General features: G+C 59.9%; 18 protein-coding genes. 9 read left to right on the top strand and 9 right to left on the bottom strand.

The window, feature by feature from the left end:
- Positions 1 to 204: 204 nt before the first annotated feature.
- The 9 genes from AC1DXN_RS03430 to AC1DXN_RS03390 all read right to left on the bottom strand — a co-directional run bounded on the left by AC1DXN_RS03430 (position 205) and on the right by AC1DXN_RS03390 (position 8733).
- Positions 205 to 657, bottom strand: a complete 453-nt coding sequence (locus AC1DXN_RS03430) for a hypothetical protein (protein WP_477273250.1) — start codon at positions 655 to 657, stop codon at positions 205 to 207.
- A gap of 55 nt (positions 658 to 712) precedes the next feature.
- Positions 713 to 1306 (bottom strand): thermonuclease family protein, encoded by a 594-nt coding sequence (locus AC1DXN_RS03425; RefSeq protein ID WP_477421459.1) that lies wholly within the window; start codon positions 1304 to 1306, stop codon positions 713 to 715.
- 104 nt (positions 1307 to 1410) lie between these two features.
- The gene (locus AC1DXN_RS03420) at positions 1411 to 2076 is read right to left on the bottom strand and encodes a hypothetical protein (protein WP_477273254.1); all 666 of its coding nucleotides are present in this window, start codon (positions 2074 to 2076) and stop codon (positions 1411 to 1413) included.
- A complete protein-coding gene (locus AC1DXN_RS03415; RefSeq protein ID WP_477273256.1) occupies positions 2069 to 2494 on the bottom strand; it encodes a hypothetical protein in 426 nt (141 codons plus the stop codon). The genes AC1DXN_RS03420 and AC1DXN_RS03415 overlap by 8 nt, the downstream gene beginning before the upstream one ends.
- A gap of 3 nt (positions 2495 to 2497) precedes the next feature.
- On the bottom strand, positions 2498 to 3586 hold the full coding sequence (locus tag AC1DXN_RS03410; RefSeq protein WP_477273258.1) for a hypothetical protein: 1089 nt from the start codon (positions 3584 to 3586) through the stop codon (positions 2498 to 2500).
- Positions 3587 to 3991: 405 nt separating this feature from the next.
- The gene (locus tag AC1DXN_RS03405; protein WP_477273259.1) at positions 3992 to 4795 is read right to left on the bottom strand and encodes a competence protein CoiA; all 804 of its coding nucleotides are present in this window, start codon (positions 4793 to 4795) and stop codon (positions 3992 to 3994) included.
- 328 nt (positions 4796 to 5123) lie between these two features.
- Positions 5124 to 6521: a recombinase family protein gene (locus AC1DXN_RS03400; RefSeq protein ID WP_477273261.1), complete on the bottom strand. Its 1398-nt coding sequence runs from the start codon at positions 6519 to 6521 to the stop codon at positions 5124 to 5126.
- A 663-nt stretch (positions 6522 to 7184) separates the two neighbouring features.
- Positions 7185 to 7391 carry a hypothetical protein gene (locus AC1DXN_RS03395; RefSeq protein ID WP_477273263.1) on the bottom strand — a complete coding sequence of 69 codons (207 nt, stop codon included), beginning with the start codon at positions 7389 to 7391 and terminating at the stop codon, positions 7185 to 7187.
- 187 nt (positions 7392 to 7578) lie between these two features.
- Positions 7579 to 8733, bottom strand: coding sequence for a dihydrodipicolinate synthase family protein (locus AC1DXN_RS03390; RefSeq protein WP_477273265.1), 1155 nt, complete (start codon positions 8731 to 8733; stop codon positions 7579 to 7581).
- A gap of 239 nt (positions 8734 to 8972) precedes the next feature.
- On the opposite strand from AC1DXN_RS03390, the gene AC1DXN_RS03385 reads away from it, so the two are divergent.
- From AC1DXN_RS03385 to AC1DXN_RS03345, 9 genes are all read left to right on the top strand, one after another.
- A complete protein-coding gene (locus AC1DXN_RS03385; protein WP_477273267.1) occupies positions 8973 to 10031 on the top strand; it encodes a LacI family DNA-binding transcriptional regulator in 1059 nt (352 codons plus the stop codon).
- Positions 10028 to 11044, top strand: a complete 1017-nt coding sequence (locus tag AC1DXN_RS03380; protein WP_477273269.1) for a Gfo/Idh/MocA family protein — start codon at positions 10028 to 10030, stop codon at positions 11042 to 11044. The genes AC1DXN_RS03385 and AC1DXN_RS03380 overlap by 4 nt, the downstream gene beginning before the upstream one ends.
- A complete protein-coding gene (locus AC1DXN_RS03375; protein WP_477273271.1) occupies positions 11041 to 12642 on the top strand; it encodes an acyl CoA:acetate/3-ketoacid CoA transferase in 1602 nt (533 codons plus the stop codon). The genes AC1DXN_RS03380 and AC1DXN_RS03375 overlap by 4 nt, the downstream gene beginning before the upstream one ends.
- Positions 12635 to 13411, top strand: a complete 777-nt coding sequence (locus AC1DXN_RS03370; protein ID WP_477273273.1) for an enoyl-CoA hydratase/isomerase family protein — start codon at positions 12635 to 12637, stop codon at positions 13409 to 13411. Before AC1DXN_RS03375 ends, AC1DXN_RS03370 begins: the two co-directional genes overlap by 8 nt.
- Before the next feature lie 16 nt (positions 13412 to 13427).
- Positions 13428 to 14939 carry an aldehyde dehydrogenase family protein gene (locus AC1DXN_RS03365; protein WP_477273275.1) on the top strand — a complete coding sequence of 504 codons (1512 nt, stop codon included), beginning with the start codon at positions 13428 to 13430 and terminating at the stop codon, positions 14937 to 14939.
- 59 nt (positions 14940 to 14998) lie between these two features.
- The gene (locus tag AC1DXN_RS03360; protein ID WP_477273277.1) at positions 14999 to 16252 is read left to right on the top strand and encodes an ABC transporter substrate-binding protein; all 1254 of its coding nucleotides are present in this window, start codon (positions 14999 to 15001) and stop codon (positions 16250 to 16252) included.
- Between the two features lie 152 nt (positions 16253 to 16404).
- On the top strand, positions 16405 to 17355 hold the full coding sequence (locus AC1DXN_RS03355; RefSeq protein WP_477273279.1) for a carbohydrate ABC transporter permease: 951 nt from the start codon (positions 16405 to 16407) through the stop codon (positions 17353 to 17355).
- Positions 17352 to 18296, top strand: coding sequence for a carbohydrate ABC transporter permease (locus tag AC1DXN_RS03350; RefSeq protein WP_477273281.1), 945 nt, complete (start codon positions 17352 to 17354; stop codon positions 18294 to 18296). The genes AC1DXN_RS03355 and AC1DXN_RS03350 overlap by 4 nt, the downstream gene beginning before the upstream one ends.
- Positions 18297 to 18300: 4 nt before the next feature.
- Complete coding sequence (locus AC1DXN_RS03345) at positions 18301 to 19416, top strand: ABC transporter ATP-binding protein (RefSeq protein WP_477273283.1); 1116 nt, start codon at positions 18301 to 18303, stop codon at positions 19414 to 19416.
- The last annotated feature ends 3 nt before the right edge of the window (positions 19417 to 19419 follow it).

The raw sequence follows: 19419 nt of genomic DNA, 5'->3' as shown, positions 1-19419 counted from the left end.
ACTCGGGAGAACGACATCTGGCTGCCCTGCGCCGCTAGGTGAGAACCTTGCTTGGAGACCAGGCTCAAGACCGTGCGCACTTGGTCCGTCATTTCCGCGACTGTAGAATCTGAGAGGCCTGCCCTGGTGCCTTCTCTGTGCAGGGCAGCTAACTTGCCCTCAATGTCTACATTGTCCGATAGCTCCAGAGTGGCTTTGTACACATCAGCGACCTAAGGCTATCGCTATCACGATCAAAGCGACTATCCCCGCGATGACATAGTAAGGGGTCCAATCTCGTTCTCCTGTCTGAGAACGCGAAAGCTTCCCAGCCGTGGCAGCATCGGTGTTGCCCATAATCACTTCGGTACGGCCAAACTGGCTGTTCTGGACATGGGTGAGCGTTACTGAGTTGCCGTCCTGCGCAACCTGTTTCGTCGTCTCACCTAGGGTGCCAAGCGTACTACGAAGGACCGACACTTCGATGCCCAACTCCTGCGCTCGCTTGCTCACATCCAACGCGCCCTTGGCATAGTCGGTCAGTAGCGCCCTACGCTGGTCTTCCGGCATCCAAGAAAGATCGATCTGAGTGCTCTGACCTAGCGGAATGGTGGTTGGAACTTGTCCCAACGCCTCGGTGTTCGTTGTAAGGCTCTTTGATTCTTTCTTATCTGCCATCACACGCCCCTCCCTTTTAGAATTGCAGTCTACAGAATCTCACGTTCGGCCCGTCTCAATTCTTCTTCCCGGTTCGACGGTACTCAGCAGGATTCTCGAATGAGCCAGCCCACAGGCCAACGGCCTTAGCTCGTGCCGCGTCTTCAAGCGGCACGTACTCAAGAGAATATTTTCTGTATGCTATAGCCCACCCCCTACGAACCATCTCAGCGCTGACGTCAGTCTGCGCGACAGTACACTTCGCTATGGTTCGCCCGTATCTGTCCGTATCTAGTTTGACACATACCACAGCCTTGTCAGCAAGAATCTCGTCAAGTGCAAACGCGGCCTTCTGCCCGCAACGGTAGGACGCTCCATTTGCATCGCACTTTTGCGAAGCCTCAGGCGCGTCGATACCATTCAACCGTATACGAATGCCGTGAATTTCCAGCGTATCGCCATCAACTACAGAAGCTTGCCCCGTGATAGAATCGTCCGTTACGACGATGTGCGGAACACCAGAAGGCACGGCCACGCTGCTAGGTGGGACTATGCTGGCAGGCGCAGCCACGCTAGCACTCTCTTGTGCAGTCGGGTGCCTGTGCAAGGCTATCAGGGCCACCGCGAGCGCCAAGGGCGCGCAGAACGCCGCTACCGCAACACGATTCATCGAAAACGACCTATAGGCACCCATCCTGCCTTTGCATACAGCCGTGCGCAATCGCGCGAATGGCGCCCAAGCTGTAGTCCAATCTATCGACTGAGGTAACCGGCCTAGGCGGCCCCTTTGCCCGTTTTCATCGTAGTCACTGCATGGAGGGGAGGAAAATAAACCGAAATAGGCTTGTGCCTGACAGTCACCTTCCTACCTGTCCGTTCGCTCGTCTGCTGGCTCTCGAACCAAAGTTCATTGGATTCATATCGAGGCACCGATACCCCTGCGTACTTTTCGGTAAGATATTTGCACCACTGTTCAAGTACATTATCAATACGAGGGCAATTGCAGAATACAATTAGACCGCCTCTATCCTGGCTAGGGAGCCCTGTCGCATACCTGACCATCAACTGATCGAAGCCTTCACCGATCCAGTTATTGTCAATGCCAGACACCTTTTTTACCTCACCAAGCCAAAGAAAGCCTCCACCGTCTTTGATCACAATATCACAGTGTCCGCCAGAAGTTGTATCATGCGATACATCAAGCCCAAATTTATCGAGCTGCATAATCAGCATGACGGTTAATTGATCTTCCTTTAGGTCATCTAACTCCTTTGGGTACTGCGCCATACTAACGGCACATTGATCAATTGCCTTATCTATCAATATGCAAAGAAGTTCATGATCCGGCTCGGAATGCCAGTACTCAAACAATTCGTAAACAACTGAAAGCCCTGTCTTAGTAGCAATAAGTTTGAGCGTACCCACTGTCATTTCACCCATGGGCACGTCTCACAAGTTCCTGAAATTCTCCACTGGTACGAAAATAGGGATATGTTAATTCCTGAAAATCATCGATCTTTTCTCCAGAATGAGGATCAACAAGAAAGCCAGAACGCTTTGCGTCACGCCATTGAGCAGAAGAGAGAACAACCTCTTCTCCATCTCTGGCCTTGTATACAAACATTGACTTCAGAACATTTATCTTTGGGGAACTTAGAATTGCTATCGAGTGTAGCAGAGCTGGATCTTCAACTTTGCAATGAACCAAATTACTAATCGACCGATATGACATAAACGAAGTTTGATCACCGGTTAACTTGGAGAGCGCGTCAACGATCATGACAGCAAGCTTTCCGGCGGGGTCATCCGCCAAGGCGCGCTGCACCTCCCGAGCTATCTCATCTAGAGTCTTTGCCATCGATCACAAATGCTCAAAGAGCTTGTCTCTCACCCAGTCATAATCCTCGATCCCTGCGGCTTTGCGGACTAAGAATTTGGTCAGGCCGGGCGACTGCGAACTCGCCATAGGAAGAGTGCCTTCCAAGTGCAGTTCGGGCGCATTGTACTGCCTCGACCCGAGGTATTCGCGAGACCAACGCACACCTAACCGGAATGGTTCAATCTCTGTCGCCAACGCCTCCTTACCGCCCACATGGTACCGTTCTTTGCGCAGGCTATCGTGTGACCTCATTCTTTCGTGCTTGACCGAGCCTGTAGTCGTCACGAACGCAAGCTCCATAACGACCCCCTCATTCTCAGCGTCGTAGAGGTTCTTTATCGCCGGAAATAGCTCGCGGGGCGCGATAACAGCCTTGGAACCCGACATGGCATGGAGCTTAAGATACATCTGTTGATGGAAGTCGGCCAAGGACTGCTGACTATGGTTGACGAAGTGATCAACGCGAACCTCTATGATCTGACTCCCGGACGGCATCCAGATCGCGGCGTAGGATTGAAACATCTCGGAGCGTATCGCGATTATCTCGTCCACCCCGGGGAACGCAGCACGTGCGGCTTCCGGAAGGCTCTCAGTTTTCAAAGGTGTTTGGTGGTCATGCTCACGGATGGCCCCGAAGATACCAAAGAGGCCTTCCGACTTTTGGACCACACAAATCAGCGCTGGTTCAGTTGGGTCGTTCTTTTGAAGCTTATCCTTAGTTGACGGTCGAGGCATGCGAGACAGTTGCGCTTCGGCGCTTAGCTTCTCACGCAAAGCGTCAGCATTCGCGCCAAGGTCGTATACTCTAACTGACTTTTCGCCACAGCACGCATGTTGGACAAAAGCTTCATACAGACCATCGACGTCAAGACCTTTGAAAGATTCACGAAGTTTGACTTCTTCGATGGTATTTGACCAACCAGACCGCGGTGAAACACCGTGAACTTCAAGCATCCTTCTGGCAACTTGCCACGGCACTCTTTCGCTTATGGCAACTACGATATCTAAGATGTCGCTCTTTGCTGTTGCGGTAGCGGGCGCGTCACGCCACACGCTCAAATATCCAGCCATCGGACTGGGTACCTCCCCCTTGTCAACCCGTCCGCAAACTACATGCTGGCTTGGAAATGTCCAATGACTATTGGCTCTACTATTGATTGCGCACAATAATCTAGCTTGCTGTGGAGCTGTGTGCGGACCCGAAACCTGACGGTGTCATTCCCACCAGGGTCTTGCAAATCTCATGCTGTCAGGTGAGACACTAAGGTGAGACATCGCGTCCCACGCCCTGCTAACGATCCATAGTGCGCAAGGCTTTGCGAACCCTGGTGGACGCCCTCCTCAACTCCACCGCCTTGATCCTAAGATTTGGGCGCACACCCGTTTAGGTCGGCTTGTCATGTCTATCTGTCATGGTGATTCAAAAGAGACACTAGGGTGACATATGCCGTTCGATTTCCTGCGACGAACATGCAGCTAGCGGTGACGCCTGGACTGGTACTGTGCCGCCCGGTAGTGACGAACTCGCTTTGCATACTCCTGTTCTTGCCTCCGCTGTTCCTCCCGTTGCCGTCCTAGTTCAGAGGCTAGCGTTGTAAGAAGTTCCCTTACGTTGATGATCACTGGTCGGGTCGTCGCCGCCTCCAGGAAGGATTGGAGGGAAACAGAAAGGACAACCCCATGGTCGTCTACCGTGCCGGGCAATAAGCACCAGAGGCTCTTGCGTTCGGGCTCTGGGCCTGCCGATCCGTCCCCTGCGAAGTCGAAGAATATCGGCACGGTCGAAACCAGCCACTCACTCGGGAAGCACCAGGCTGGAGACGCGACCATGTACACACCAGCGAGTACAGCCCCACGTAGGTAGCTTTCCTTGCCCTCGTAAAAGCGGGGCCAATCCCTCTTGAGACGGGTCCCGTCTACGACCCAAACCATGTTTCCGTAGAAGGCTTCTCGGGCAGCTCGCTCTCTGGGATCAAGGCGCGAATGCTGAAACTCCAGTACAAGACCATGGGAAGTTTTCACATCCGCGATGTGACGCTCTCCGCTTGCATCACGCGCTATCACCTCTTGGTATTCGATTGGAAAATGACGCTTCCAAGCTCTGTGCCAGAGTGTCTCGGGCTCATGCCAAGTATCGCAAGTTAGCTTGCCCTTATGGGCCCAATGCTCCACCTTGACCGCTCCACACTTGGGGATAACAGCCTCGCCACAGCTCGGACATACCCCTTGTAGACCCCGCTGTGCCTCCCGGCGCTCACCGTTTACTAGAGCCAGCTGCATGACCTTCTCCAGGTGCGTTGGGGGTCACGCGCTGGCGCTGGCGTCGTAACCTGTTGGTGTGTGCAGCCGGCCAAGCTGAAGCTGGTTCTTGCTTACTTTCGGCGCACGAGGGTATGCCCTCGCCCCGGCTATCACGCAGCTTGTTCCACTTCTCTCTGGACGCCCGCCACGCTACCTAAGGCTGCCCGCCAGTCAAGCAGGGGGACAGCGGTCTATCCACAAGCTATGTAGGGCCATTAGGTTATCATGTTGCGCGAGTATTAGGTTTTTGTGCTCCTAGCAGAAACCACGCAGTGATACAGAGCTTCTGCTACGCTCGATAGGTCGCTTAACGGCTAGGCCGAGACGCCTGCTGTTCTGCATTCAGAAGTCGAAGGGCGGCCCGCTTGCGTCCGGCCGATATCAGCTCTGCGGTAGTGGCGGGAAAGCCTGCCAATGTGTAGGCAGCGGCCATCGAACCAAAGCGCTGTACGAAGAGGTGATACTTAGGAAGCTCCGGATCGGCATTGATGTGCGAGGACGTGACATATCCGAACTCGTTGTGCAGACGGCAAATCCCGTCGATCAGTTCTTCGTCGGTGTAGTGGCTATAGGGCTTACGATCAGCCCAGCTCTGTTTGTAGCCGACTGCTGCATAGGCGGCTTGTAGGCTTCCAAAGTGATGGACATACGTGCCCGAACAGGGCGTGTAGGAACAAGCATTGATAATAGCTAGGCTGAGTTTTTTCTTCTCTTCTAATAGGCGTCTAAGGCTCCTGACGAGCTGCGGTTTCGCATAGCCGTAGCCGCGCTTGCCACCACCTAGCTCTAGCTGGGCCTTGTCGTACTTTCTTACCTCAACAATCGGATCCATGATCCGTGTCTTGATCCACTGTTCAGGCGGGTTCGACTTCGGTCTGCCGCTCATCGGATATGATCTGCGATTATATACGTAGTAGCCTATCATCAATTCGCTGGTCAGCACCGTTCTAACCCGTCTATGATTCCAGGCTCGACCATTCGAAGAGGGAATTCCTTCCCTATTCAGCGTGCGCGAAATGCATCTCATGCTTCGCTTCTGATCAACGAACATCCTGTAGATGCGCCGCACGACGCTGATTTCGTTCTCTGGGCCGGGTACGACAACGACACGGTCCGTACTCAAACCCTTTCGTTCCCCGGGTCCCAGTTGAAAGCGCGGCTCTCGATCCTTGTCTACCAAAAGCCGCCTGACACCATATTGCATGACGCCTCCTTGCCTGAACCCAAGGAGGGCTTGCTGTCGTTGCGCTCTCGACACCTTGCGAGATAGTTCGCGACTGTACTCACTAGCCATTGCCCGCTTCATGTTCTTAATGATGGTTGAGACCAAGCTGCCATCGTTATCAAAAGGCTCGGCGCAATACTCCACAGCCACACCGGCGTCACGACAGAGGAACTCATAGTGAGCGGCTTGGTCATTGTCTTGGAATCGGCCCCATCGACTAACGTCCAGCACGAGGACAGCTTCATAGTCTGTTGAGCCGGTCACAACATCTGCCAGTAATTGCTTTAGACCGTCCCTACCCTTCAGACTTAAGCCACTCTTGCCTGCGTCGGCATAGGTCTTGACGACAGCGAAGCCCCGCAATTGGGCATACTCGGCGATAGCAGCGGCCTGATTTTCCAAAGAATAGCGCTGATGCTCAGTGGACATGCGTATGTACTGCGCCGCAGGAGTGCGTAGATCGCTTGTTGCGTCAGTCACTATAATGTCTCCCGAGCCGGGGACCTCGGATATCTATAGCAAATTCTCTGCTTGCCCTCTACCGCTGCACTGGGTGGTCGGGGTGACAGTGGGTAGTTTTGGCATGGCCACCACCTTGCAATAACATCCTGTTGCCATTAGGTGAGACATATAGGTGGGACATTCCGTTCCACTTCCTGCTACAGACCCTTAGTACACAAGGCTTTGCGAACCTTGGTGGACGCCCTCCTCAGCTCCACCCAAAGGCCACGGGGCGGCCTGTCATAGCAGCTTGCAGGACCGAGAGTCCCCCATGTCACCACATCCTCCTGTCGCGTCTGGCGGCCCTCCCTGGCCGTCCTGAGCGATGGTGGCTTGCATTGGAGGACGGACCCATGTCAGGTGAGACATAAAAGGGAGGCATTGTGTCTCCCTACCTCGCCGAGAGCCAAGCGGCATATGGCTTTGAGACGATGGTGGATAGCCCTGTCACGCCCACCATCCAACAACCAGCTTGTCTGCACCGCATGTGTTGATTGACCTTGGTGACGTCGATCGTGGCCTCGACTTTTCGGGCTCAGGTCCAGTGCCGCTCTGGTTGGCAACGCTAGTCGGCACCTGTGAACCCGCCGTTTGAATGTGGACCGTCCCGGCTTGAGCCGAGACAGTCCGGCAGCGATCAAATCATTGCGGCCGCGGGTCGGGCGTATGTCCCTGCGGGCGACCACCCCTGCCTTCCTTGCAGGTCGCATCGCCAAGGCCGCAGCATTTGCCGTTGTAGGTGACTTTCGGCTTCAGGTTGTCGCATTCCGGAGGGGTGGTCGTCTTGCAGCCTGCCAGCACCGAAACAGCGATGGCGGCGAGAAAGACGTTTCTTGAAGCAATAAACATGGGACGTTCTCCTTGAGGGATTGCGTTTCTACGCAGCGCTATGTCGCGTCCCGAAACGGATTGGTTCAAAGGAACCCCAAAATTTGTCGGCGGAGTCTTTCCGCGGGGCGTAGGCAGGCGGGCACGGCAATGCCACCACCGCTGAAAGTTCACAGCCGTAACGCACAGACTTATGGGGCTGCGGCGATCAGATACCTGCCACGGTGCAGAGGCTTCTCATCCGGGCGACAGCAAGCTCCGGATCGGCCAGCAATCCAGCCTGATCAGCAAGCCGGAACACATCGGCATAGTGGCATATGCCACGCGCCGACTGCATGCCGCCGACCATCGCAAAATGCTGCTGATGGCCATTCAGCCACGCCATGAAGACGATACCGGCCTTGTAGTATTCGGTCGGTGCCTCGAAGATTTTCCGCGCCAGCGGCACGGTCGGCGCCATCAGCGCGTCGTAGCCGGCGTGGTCGCCGGCAGCCAGCTTCGCCAAGGCCGCATTGGCGACTGGCGCAATGGCGTCGAAAATGCCGAGCAGTGCGTGCGAGTGTCTTTCGCCGTCGCCGGCAATCAGTTCGGGGTAGTTGAAGTCGTCGCCGGTGAACATGATGACGCCGTCAGGCAGCCGATTGCGCAGCGCGATCTCCTTGCCGGCATCGAGAAGCGAGATTTTTATCCCCTCCACCTTGTCGGCATGGCGTTCGATGATGGCGACGACCGTATCGAGCGCGGCGTCGAAATCATGGCTGCCCCAATAGCCTTTCAGTGCCGGGTCGAACATGTCGCCCAGCCAGTGCAGGATGACCTTGCCGGAGGCCTGGCTCAAGATTCGATCGTACACACGCACATAGTCGTCCGGGCTCCTGGCAACGGCCGCGAGCGCGCGGCTGGCCATCATGATCGCCTTGCCGCCCAGGCCTTCGATGAAACCGAACTGTTCTTCATAGGCTGCTATGACGTCGTCGATTGTCCTGGCTGTGCCCGGCGCCAGATGGTCGGTGCCGGCGCCCGAGGCGAGATCGGCGCCCTCGACGGTTCGCGCCTCGGCGATCGAGCGGCGGATCAACTCCTGTGCATTCGACCAGTCGAAACCCATGCCGCGCTGSGAGGTGTCCATCGCCTCGGCGATGCGGAAGCCGAGCCGCCACAGATGATGGCGAAACGCCATCGTGCGCTCCCAGTCGACCGCCGGCTTGGACCACGGATCGGCCATGGCGAACGGATCGGCAACAACATGAGCGGCGGCATAGGCGATGCGCGAGAACCGCGCGCCGACCGCCGGCTGCACCGGCTGGCCGACAAGGCGATAGCGGCTGCTGTGGCCGTCCTCTCCAGGCAAGGAAATGTCCATCGATCTCTCCCTTGGCTGAGCTCTATAAATGGAACGTTCCAATAAATCAAGAACCTTTGAGGCTCGTGGTTCGATGCGCCGTAAATGCTGCAACGCAGCACAAAACCCTTGATGTCGGCCATGTTCAGGCGCTCTCCGATCAAATTTTCAGATTTGGAAAATTCCCGATTGACTCAAATCCATGACCGGTATTAGAACGTTCCAATAAATTCGATCAAAAGCCGGGAGGATGCATCTGGATGGCCAGCCGGGCCAAGTCGACGATACTCGACATCGCTCGCGAGGCTGGCGTGTCCAAGTCGACGGTGTCGCTCGTGTTGCAGGGCAGCGGGCTGATTCGGCCTGAAACGGCCAGCAAGGTCCGCAAGGCGATCGAGGATGTCGGCTATGTCTACAATCGCGGCGCCGCCAATCTGCGCAAGTCTCATTCCAACGTTATCGGCATGGTCATCAACGATCTCACCAACCCCTTTTTCGCCGAACTGGCGGTCGGCATGGAGCGCGTCTTCCAGTCGGCCGGCATCGTGCCGTTCATCGCCAACACGGCTGAAAATCCCGTGCGCCAGGAAGAAGTGCTGAAGTCGCTGATGGAGCAAGGTGTCGCCGGGCTGATCGTGTCACCGGCGCGTGGCACAACGCCGGGCGCCTTCCGGCGCATCGAGGCGGCGGGCCTTCCGGTGGTCTTCGCCATGCGCCGCTTGCCTGAAAGCCGCATCCCGGTGATCGCGCCGGACAATCATCGCGGTGCCTATCTCGCCACCGCCCATCTGATCGGCAAGGGGCATCGCCGGCTGGCCTTCTTCGGCGGCTCGTCCGACCTGGTTGTCTATCACGAGCGGCGGGGCGGATTTCGCGAGGCCTGCGCGACGCTTGGCATCGCCGCTGCAGACACGCTGGTCGTCGAAGGCGAGACCAACCGCAAGGGCGGCATTGCTTGCCTCGAGACTGCCCTCGCAATGGCCGAGCCGCCGACTGCGGCGCTGTGCTTCAATGACGCCGTCGCCTTCGGCGCCATGCTGGCGCTGCGCAAGCGCGGTCTGGAGCCCGGCGCGGATTTTGCCGTCGTCGGCTTTGACGACGTGGCCGAGGCCGAGCACTACATGCCGGCACTGACCAGCGTCGCCGTGGACTCCGCGGGCCTCGGCGAGCGCGCCGCCCATGTCATGCTGAAGATGATCCAGTCGCGCACCACGCGCGCCGAGGACCATATCGGCGCCGTCAATCTCGTGGTGAGGGACAGCTGCGGCCCCGATCGCAATGCAGGACATCATCGTGCGGGATTGGGAGACGCGGCATGAGTGTCAGATGGGGACTGATCGGCGCCAGCACGATCGCGAAGCAATTCATGATCGGCGCCATCCGCGCGCAAGCTGATGGCGAGATCGCGGCGGTTATGAGTTCCAGCCCGGAGCGCGCAGCCGCCTATGCCAACGAGAACGGCATTCCGCTCGGCGTCTCGACGCTCGACAGCCTGTTGAAGTCGAACATCGATGCCATCTACGTCTCGACCACCAATGAATTGCATCTGGAGCAGGCGCTGGCCGCCATCAAGGCGGGAAAACATGTGCTGTGCGAAAAGCCGCTGGCGCTTTCCAGCGCAGATGCGCGCATGATGCTCGCTGCCGCAAAAGCCGCCGGAATCGTGCTCGGCACCAACCATCATCTGCGCAATGCCGGCTCGCACCGCGCCATGCGCGACGCCATCGCAGCCGGCCGCATCGGCAAGCCGATCGCCGCGCGCGTGTTCCATTCCGTCTACCTGCCGGAGAATCTGCAGGGCTGGCGCATCACCAGACCGGAGGCCGGTGGCGGCGTGGTGCTCGACATCACCGTGCACGATGCCGACACGCTGCGCTTCGTGCTCGGCGACGATCCCGTCGAGATTTCGGCCTTCACGCAGACCGCAGGCATGGCCGGCGGCGGGCTCGAAGACGGCGCCATGTGCATCTGGCGTTTCAAGTCGGGCGTCATCGCCCAGTCGCACGAAGGCTTCACCACGAAATTCGCCGGCACTGGTCTTGAGGTGCATGGCTCTGAAGGCTCGTTGATCGCCAGCAATGTGATGACGCAGAAGCCGATCGGCTCGGTGCTGCTGCGCACGGCAAAGGGCGAGGAAGAATTGAGCTTCGATCGCGACGATCTTTACGCCCGTTCGCTGCGCCAGTTCCATGCCGCGATACGTGGCGAAGGCCAGCCATCCGCCACCGGTGACGACGGCGTCTGGTCGCTGGCATCGGCCGAAGCGGCATTGCAGTCCGCCAAATCCGGCAAGGCGGTCGCGATCGATCCAAAACTCGGGAGTGCCGCTTGAGCAAGCTCGTTTCCGCGGCGCAGGCCGCAGGCCTGATCAAGGACGGCATGGTCGTTTCCGTGTCGTCGTCGAGCGGCCTTGGCTGCCCGGACGCCGTGCTGGCCGCCATCGGCGAGCGCTTCGATGCGGAAGGCCATCCGAAGAACATCACCACGCTGCACCCGATCGCCGCCGGCGACATGTACGGCATCAAAGGCATCGATCATCTGGCCAAGCCTGGTCTGTTGAAGCGCACGCTGTGCGGCTCCTACCCATCAGGCCCCTCCTCGTCCGAGCCGCCGCAGATCTGGAAGATGATCGGCGACAATTCGGTCGCCGCCTACAATGTGCCGTCCGGCATCCTGTTCGATATGCATCGCGAGGCCGCCGCCAAGCGGCCGGGCGTGCTGACCAAGGTCGGCCTCGACACCTTTGCCGACCCGCGCCACCAGGGCTGCGCCATGAACGCAGCCGCCAGCGAGCCGATCGTTTCGGTGCAGCAATTCGACGGCGAGGAATGGCTCTATTTCCGCTCGATCGTGCCGCATGTCTCGATCATCCGTGCCACCACGGCCGACGAGCGCGGCAACCTCACCTACGAGCACGAGGGCGCCTATCTCGGCGGTCTTGAGCAGGCGCTTGCCGCCCGCAACAATGGCGGCGTCGTCATCGCGCAGGTCAAGCGCGTCGTCGAGAACGGCACACTGAAGCCGCATGACGTGCGCGTGCCCGGCGTGCTGGTGGACCATATCGTCGTCGCGCCCGACCAGTTGCAGACGACGCTGACGCCCTACGACCCGGCCATATCCGGTGAAATCTTCCGGCCGCTGTCGAGCTTCCGCAATGCCGAGATGAACGTCCAGAAGGTCATCGCACGCCGCGTCGCGCTGGAAATGCGCGACGGCATGGCGGTCAATATCGGCTTCGGCATCTCCGCCAATGTGCCACGCATCCTGCTCGAGGAAGGTCAGCACGGCAAGGTCACCTGGGTGATCGAGCAGGGCGCCGTCGGCGGCGTGCCGCTACTCGACTTCAAGTTCGGCTGCTCTTCGAATGCCGACGCCTTCATGCCGTCACCGCATCAGTTCATCTATTTCCAGGCCGGCGGTTTCGATGCTTCGCTTTTGTCCTTCCTGCAGATCGACCGCCACGGCTCGGTCAACGTCTCGAAGCTCTCGGCAAGGCCGCATGTCACCGCCGGCGCCGGCGGCTTTGTCGACATCACGGCGCGGGCGAAGAAGATTGTTTTCTCGGGCTTCTTCAATGCCGGGGCCAAACTCTCGCTGGCCGATGGCGGCATCCGCATCGACGCGGAAGGCAAGGTCAAGAAGGTCGTCAACGAGGTCGAGCACATCTCGTTTTCGGGCAAGCGCGCAGTCGCGCAGGGACAGGACATCACCTACGTCACCGAGCGCTGCGTCATGAAGCTGACGCCCGAAGGTCTGGTGGTGACTGAACTCGCTCCCGGCATCGATCTGCAGCGCGACGTGCTTGCGCAGGCAGAGATTCCGCTCGGCGTCGCCAAGGACCTCAAGACGACACCGGAAGCCCTCTATCGGGACCAGCCGATCGGCCTGTCGCTGAATGGCGGCGCCTCGCTTGGAGGCGCACATGTCTGAGCCTCTCGTCACCTTTGAAATCGACGGCGCCATCGGCATCGTCACGCTGCGCCGGCCTGAGAAATTCAACGCGCTGGATATCCCGATGCTGCGGGCGCTGGAAGCGGCGCTCGATGAGGCGGAGGCTGCCGATAGTGTCCGCGTCGTTCTGCTCCGCGGCGAAGGCAAGGGCTTTTGCGCCGGCGGCGATGTCGAGGCCTGGGCGCAGATGAGCGCCGCCGATTTCCAGGTGCAGTGGGTGCGCTACGGCCACCGTGTCTTCGACCGGCTGGCGCGGCTCAGGCAGCCGACCATCGCCGTGCTGTCCGGCCATACGCTGGGTGGCGGGCTGGAACTGGCGGTCGCCTGCGATTTTCGTGTGGCCGAGGCGCAGGTGAAACTGGGCTTCCCCGAGACGTCGATCGGCGTCGTCCCCGGCTGGTCCGGCACGCAACGCGCCGTGCGCCGCTTCGGCGCCCAGACGGTGCGCCGCATGGCGCTCGGCGGCGAGGTTTTTCTGGCGGCTGAAGCGCTGGCGCTGGGCATCGTCGACCGGGTGGTTGAAACCGGCAAAAGCCAAGCGGACGCCAAGGCCTGGGCCGGAAAAATCGCCGAACGTGGCCCGCTGGCGACGGAGGCCGCCAAGCTGATGATCGCTGTGGCCGAAGGCGAAGAAAGCGCTGCCGCAGTCGAGGCATTGGCCAGCGGCTTCATCGCCCTGACCGGCGATCTCAAGGCCGGCGTCGAGGCTTTCAAGGCCAAGCAGAAGCCGGTATTTTCAAGATCCTAGAGAAGAACAAAACCTGATGAACGCACCCCTCAAGATCGCCATGCCCGCCGAGGCGTCAGCTGCGCCGAAAACCTACCGGCTGCTGATCGACGGCAAGCATGTCGACGCCCGCGACGGCCGCACGCTGGAGCGCAAGAGCCCCGGCCATGGCTTCACCGTCTCGCATTATGCGCAGGCCGACGAAGCGGAAGTCGAGCAGGCTGTGCTCGCCGCGCACAAGGCGTTCGAAACCGGTCCGTGGCCACGCATGAAGGCGGCCGAACGCGCAGCGATCCTGCTCAAGGCCGCCGACCTGATCGAGGCGCGGCTGGAAGAAATCGCCCGGCTCGATGCGCTGGAATCCGGCAAGCCAATCGCCCAGGCGCGCGGCGAGATCGGCGGCGCCGTCGACATCTGGCGCTATGCGGCAGCACTTGCCCGTACGCTGCACGGCGAGACCTACGCCAATCTCGGCGACGCCATGCTGGGCGTCGTGCTGCGCGAACCGATCGGCGTCGTGTCGATCATCACGCCATGGAATTTCCCGTTCCTCATCGTCAGCCAGAAACTGCCTTTCGCGTTGGCCGCAGGCTGCACGGCCGTGGTCAAGCCGAGCGAAATGACCTCGGCCTCGACCTTCGTTCTTGGCGATATCCTGCTGCAGGCCGGCGTGCCGAAGGGCGTCGTCAACATCCTTGCCGGTCTCGGCGGCGATGTCGGCGCGCCGATGGTCAGCCATCCGCTGGTCGAGATGGTGTCCTTCACCGGCTCGACCCGCGTCGGCAAGATGACCATGGCGTCCGCCGCGCAGTCGCTGAAGAAAGTCTCGATGGAACTCGGCGGCAAAAACGGCCAGATCGTTTTCCCCGATGCCGATCTCGAGGCCGCTGCCGATGCGGCGGTGTTCGGCGGCTTCTTCAACGCCGGCGAATGCTGCAATGCCGGCAGCCGGCTGATCGTGCATGAGGCGATCGCCGACGATTTCCTAAGCACGGTGAAGGCACTCACCGCCAAGGTGATTGTTGGCGACCCGCTGGACGACCGAACCAAGGTTGGTGCGATGATCTCGTCGGACCATCTGACCAAGGTCGCCGGTTACGTTACGGCAGCAGCAAGCAACGGCAGCAGCGTCTACAGCGGCGGCAAGCAGTTGGCCTCCAACGCCGGCCAATACCTCGATCCGACCATCATTCGCGGCGTCACCGAGGACATGGCCATTGCGCGCGAGGAAGTGTTCGGCCCGGTGCTTTCCGTGCTGACTTTTGAATCGATTGAAAAGGCGTTGCACATCGCCAACAACACGCCTTATGGTTTGTCGGCGGGTGTGTGGAGCGCCAGCATCGACACTTGCATGTCGGTGGCGCGGGGTGTGCGTTCGGGAACCGTGTGGGTGAATACGTTCATGGAAGGTTATCCCGAGCTGCCTTTCGGAGGCTACAAGCAATCCGGTCTCGGACGCGAACTCGGCAAACGCGCTGTCGAGGACTATACCGAAGAAAAGACTATCCAGTTTCATCGCGGCCAGCGCACCGGTTGGTGGGTCGGCTGAGTTTGGAAGAAACCGGTGGGCTTCCACCGGTCGTGTGACTGCAACAAGGGAGGTAGTACATGTTGCGCAAACTGCTTATCGGAACGGCTCTCGCATCGGGCCTAGCTTTCGCGGCCCATGCCGAGGACGTCAAGGAAGTGCAGATGCTGCATTGGTGGACGTCGGGCGGCGAAGCGGCTGCTCTCAACGTCCTCAAGGGCGATCTGGCCAAGGAGGGCTATGCCTGGAAAGACGTGCCGGTGGCCGGCGGTGGCGGCGACGCTGCCATGACCGCGCTGAAGGCGATGGTCGCGGCGGGCAACTACCCGACCGCGTCGCAGATGCTCGGCTACACCGTGCTCGACTATGCCGCTGCCGGCGTCATGGGTGACCTGACCGAGACGGCAAAGAAGGAAGGCTGGGACAAGTCCGTTCCGGCAGCCCTGCAGAAGTTCTCGGTCTATGACGGCAAGTGGGTCGCGGCTCCGGTCAACGTCCATTCGGTCAACTGGGTGTGGATCAACAAGGCGGTGATGGACAAGATCGGCGGCACCGAGCCGAAGACCTTCGACGACTTCATTGCCCTGCTCGACAAGGCCAAGGCGGCAGGCGTCATCCCGCTCGCTCTCGGTGGTCAGAACTGGCAGGAAGCCACCATGTTCGACTCGGTCGTGCTGTCGACCGGTGGACCTGAGTTCTACAAGAAGGCCTTCAACGACCTCGACGACGAGTCGCTCAAGTCCGACACGATGAAGAAGTCGTTCGACAACCTCGCCAAGCTCGTCACCTATGTCGACCCGAACTTCTCGGGCCGCGACTGGAACCTTGCCACCGCCATGGTCATCAAGGGCGATGCCCTGGTACAGGTGATGGGTGACTGGGCCAAGGGCGAGTTCAACGCCGCCAAGAAAACGCCGGGCACGGACTTCCTGTGCTATCGCTTCCCGGGCACCGACGGCTCGGTGGTTTATAACTCCGACATGTTCGGCATGTTCAACGTTCCGGACGACCGCAAGGCCGCCCAGATCGCGTTGGCCACCGCCACCCTGTCGAAGAGCTTCCAGTCGGCCTTCAACGTCGTCAAGGGTTCGGTTCCGGCCCGTACCGACGTTCCGGACACCGACTTCGACGCCTGCGGCAAGAAGGGTATCGCCGACCTGAAGGCTGCCAACGAGGGCGGCACGCTGTTCGGCTCGCTCGCCCAGGGCTATGGCGCGCCCCCGGCGGTCGCCAATGCCTACAAGGACGTTGTCTCGAAGTTCGTCCATGGTCAGATCAAGACCTCGGACGAAGCCGTGACCGAGCTGGTCAAGGCGATCGACGACGCCAAGTAAGCGCTATGCCTGAAAACACCTTCCCCGCTCCGGCGGGGAAGGTTCCACCTCAGGATTGGCCGGCTCGACACCATGCCGACCGAAGACCCGTATGCACGGGACGCCTTGCCGCCTGACGGCAGAGCACGGACGACCCGAAACGGGAGGAGCTCATGAGCACGCTAGCAACAAGCCAGATCAAGCTGACGCCGGAGCGGTCGCGCCCCTCGGTGCGCACGCGCCTGCAGGACGCGCTGCCGAAGATCGTGCTGGCGCCGAGCTTCGCCATCACCATCGTCTTCGTCTACGGCTTCATCCTGTGGACGATCTATCTGTCCTTCACTAACTCCAAGACCTTCCCGTCCTATGTCATCACCGGTTCGCGCGCCTATCAGCGGCTGTGGGGCTGGACCTTCGACACCGACCCGCCATCGAGCTGGTACACGTCGATCATCAACATGGGCACCTTCGGCTTTCTCTACATTTTCATCTGCCTGGCGCTCGGCCTGTTCCTGGCCATCCTGCTCGACCAGAAGATCCGCGGCGAAGGCGCACTGCGCCCGATCTATCTCTACCCGATGGCGCTGTCCTTCATCGTCACGGGCGTCGCCTGGAAGTGGTTCCTTGATCCCGGCCTCGGCCTTGAGCAGACCTTGCATCAATGGGGCTGGACGAGCTTCCATTTCGACTGGATCAAGAACAAGGATTTCGTCATCTACACGGTGGTCATTGCCGGCGTCTGGCAGGCCTCGGGCTTCATCATGGCGATGTTCCTGGCCGGCCTGCGCGGTATCGACGGTGAGATCATGAAGGCGGCGCAGATCGACGGCGCCACCACCTTCCAGCTCTATCGCCGCATCGTCATTCCGCTGCTCCGGCCGATCTTCCTGTCGGCCTTCATCGTGCTCGCCCACCTTGCCATCAAATCGTATGACTTGGTCGTCGCGCTGACCAGCGGCGGGCCGGGCGGCTCGGCCTGGCTGCCGTCGAATTTCATGTACGAGTACACCTTCAAGCGCAACGAGATGGCCGTCGGGTCGGCAAGTGCTGTGATCATGCTGATGACCATCGTCGCCATCATCGTGCCCTATCTCTACTCCGAACTCAGGGAGAAGCCGCGATGAGCGCTGTCACCACTCCCGCCCGCCAGGCCTCCGGCGGCATGAGCGTCAAGACGCTCAACCGCATTGTCATCTATGGGCTGCTGGCGCTGTTTGCGGTGTTCTACCTGATGCCGTTGTTCGTCATGCTGGTGACCTCGTTCAAGACCATGGACGAGATCCAGAACGGCAACATGCTGGCGCTGCCTAAGGCGCCAACCTTCGATCCGTGGTTCAAAGCCTGGGGCGAGACCTGCGTCGGCCTGACCTGCGCCGGCATCAAGGGTTATTTCTGGAACTCCATCAAGATGGTGGTTCCCGCCGTGCTGATCTCGACGCTGATGGGCGCGCTCAACGGCTACGTGCTTACCAAATGGCGCTTTCGCGGTCACACGCTGGTCTTCGGGCTGATGCTGTTCGCCTGCTTCATCCCGTTCCAATCGGTGCTGTTGCCGATGGCGACCATCCTGGGTAGCGTCGGCCGCTTCGGCGTGACGCTACAGAACTCGGTCGGAACCAGCTTCGGCCTCGGCAATTCGACGGTCAACCTCGTCTTCGTCCATGTCGTCTACGGCCTCGGCTTCACCACCTTGTTCTTCCGAAACTATTACGAGGCTTTCCCGACTGAATTGATTAAGGCGGCGCAGGTCGACGGCGCCTCCTTCTTCCAGATCTTCCGCCGCATCATGCTGCCGAATTCGATGCCGATCTTCGTCGTCACCGTCATCTACCAGTTCACCAACATCTGGAACGACTTCCTGTTCGCTTCCGCCTATGCCGGCACCGGCGACTCCATGCCGATGACGGTGGCGCTCAACAACGTGGTCAACACCTCGACCGGCGTCGTCGAATACAACGTCAACATGGCCGCGGCGATGATCGCCGCGCTCCCCACCCTTCTCGTCTACGTGGTCGCCGGCCGCTACTTCGTGCGTGGCCTGATGGCGGGCGCGGTCAAAGGATAATCTGATGGCTTTTCTGGAAATTGATGGTCTGAAGAAGCGTTTCGGGAATGTTGAGATCCTGAAGGGGATCGACGTCGAGCTCGAAAAGGGCGGCTTCCTGGTGCTGGTCGGCCCGTCCGGCTGCGGCAAGTCCACTCTGCTCAACACCATTGCGGGGCTGGAGACGATCACGTCGGGCGAAATCCGTGTCGACGGCCGCCAGATCAACGATCTGCATCCTTCGAAGCGCGACATCGCCATGGTGTTCCAGAGCTACGCGCTCTATCCGAACATGACGGTGGCCGGAAACATCTCCTTCGGCATGGAGATGCGCGGCGTGCCGGCCGACGAGCGCCAGAAGGCGATCGACAAGGTGGCGAAGGTTCTGCAGATCGGCCACCTCCTGCAGCGCAAGCCGAGCCAGCTATCCGGCGGCCAGCGCCAGCGTGTCGCCATGGGCCGGGCGCTGGTGCGCGACCCCAAACTGTTCCTGTTCGACGAACCGCTGTCCAACCTCGACGCCAAGCTGCGCGTCGACATGCGCATCGAGATCAAGCGCCTGCACGCCACCACCGGCACCACCATTGTCTACGTCACCCACGACCAGATCGAGGCCATGACGCTGGCGACCAAGATCGCGGTGATGCGCGACGGCGAGGTGCAGCAGTTCGGCACCCCGGCCGAGATCTACAACAACCCGACCAATCTCTTCGTCGCCGACTTCATGGGCTCGCCGGCGATGAACCTGATCCCGGCAACGATCGGCACCAAGGGCAATGCGCTGTCCGTAGTGCTGGAGCGCGAGGCGCGCGAGCCGATCTCGCTGCCAATGGCCAATGCGCCAGCGGGCCTGTCGGCATTTCAGGGCAAGAAGATCATCTTCGGCGTGCGGCCCGAAGCGTTGACCGATCCGGAAGGAGCGGAGCGCAACGCCTCGAACATCGCCACCGCCGACTGCCATATCGAGGTCGTCGAGCCGGCCGGCTCCGACACTTTCGCGGTGACCAATCTCGGCGGCAAGGGCGTGGTGGCGCGGCTGCGCGCCGACGCCAACATCCAGCCGGGCACCAGCACGCCGCTCGCCTTCAACCTGACCAAGGCAGTGTTCTTCGATCCGGCGACCGAGAACCGTATTCGCTGACGA

It is taken from the genome of Mesorhizobium sp. P2_H9 (assembly GCF_056403215.1).
Note: the sequence above shows the minus strand (reverse complement) of the source record. Positions and strands in the feature narration are given on the sequence as shown.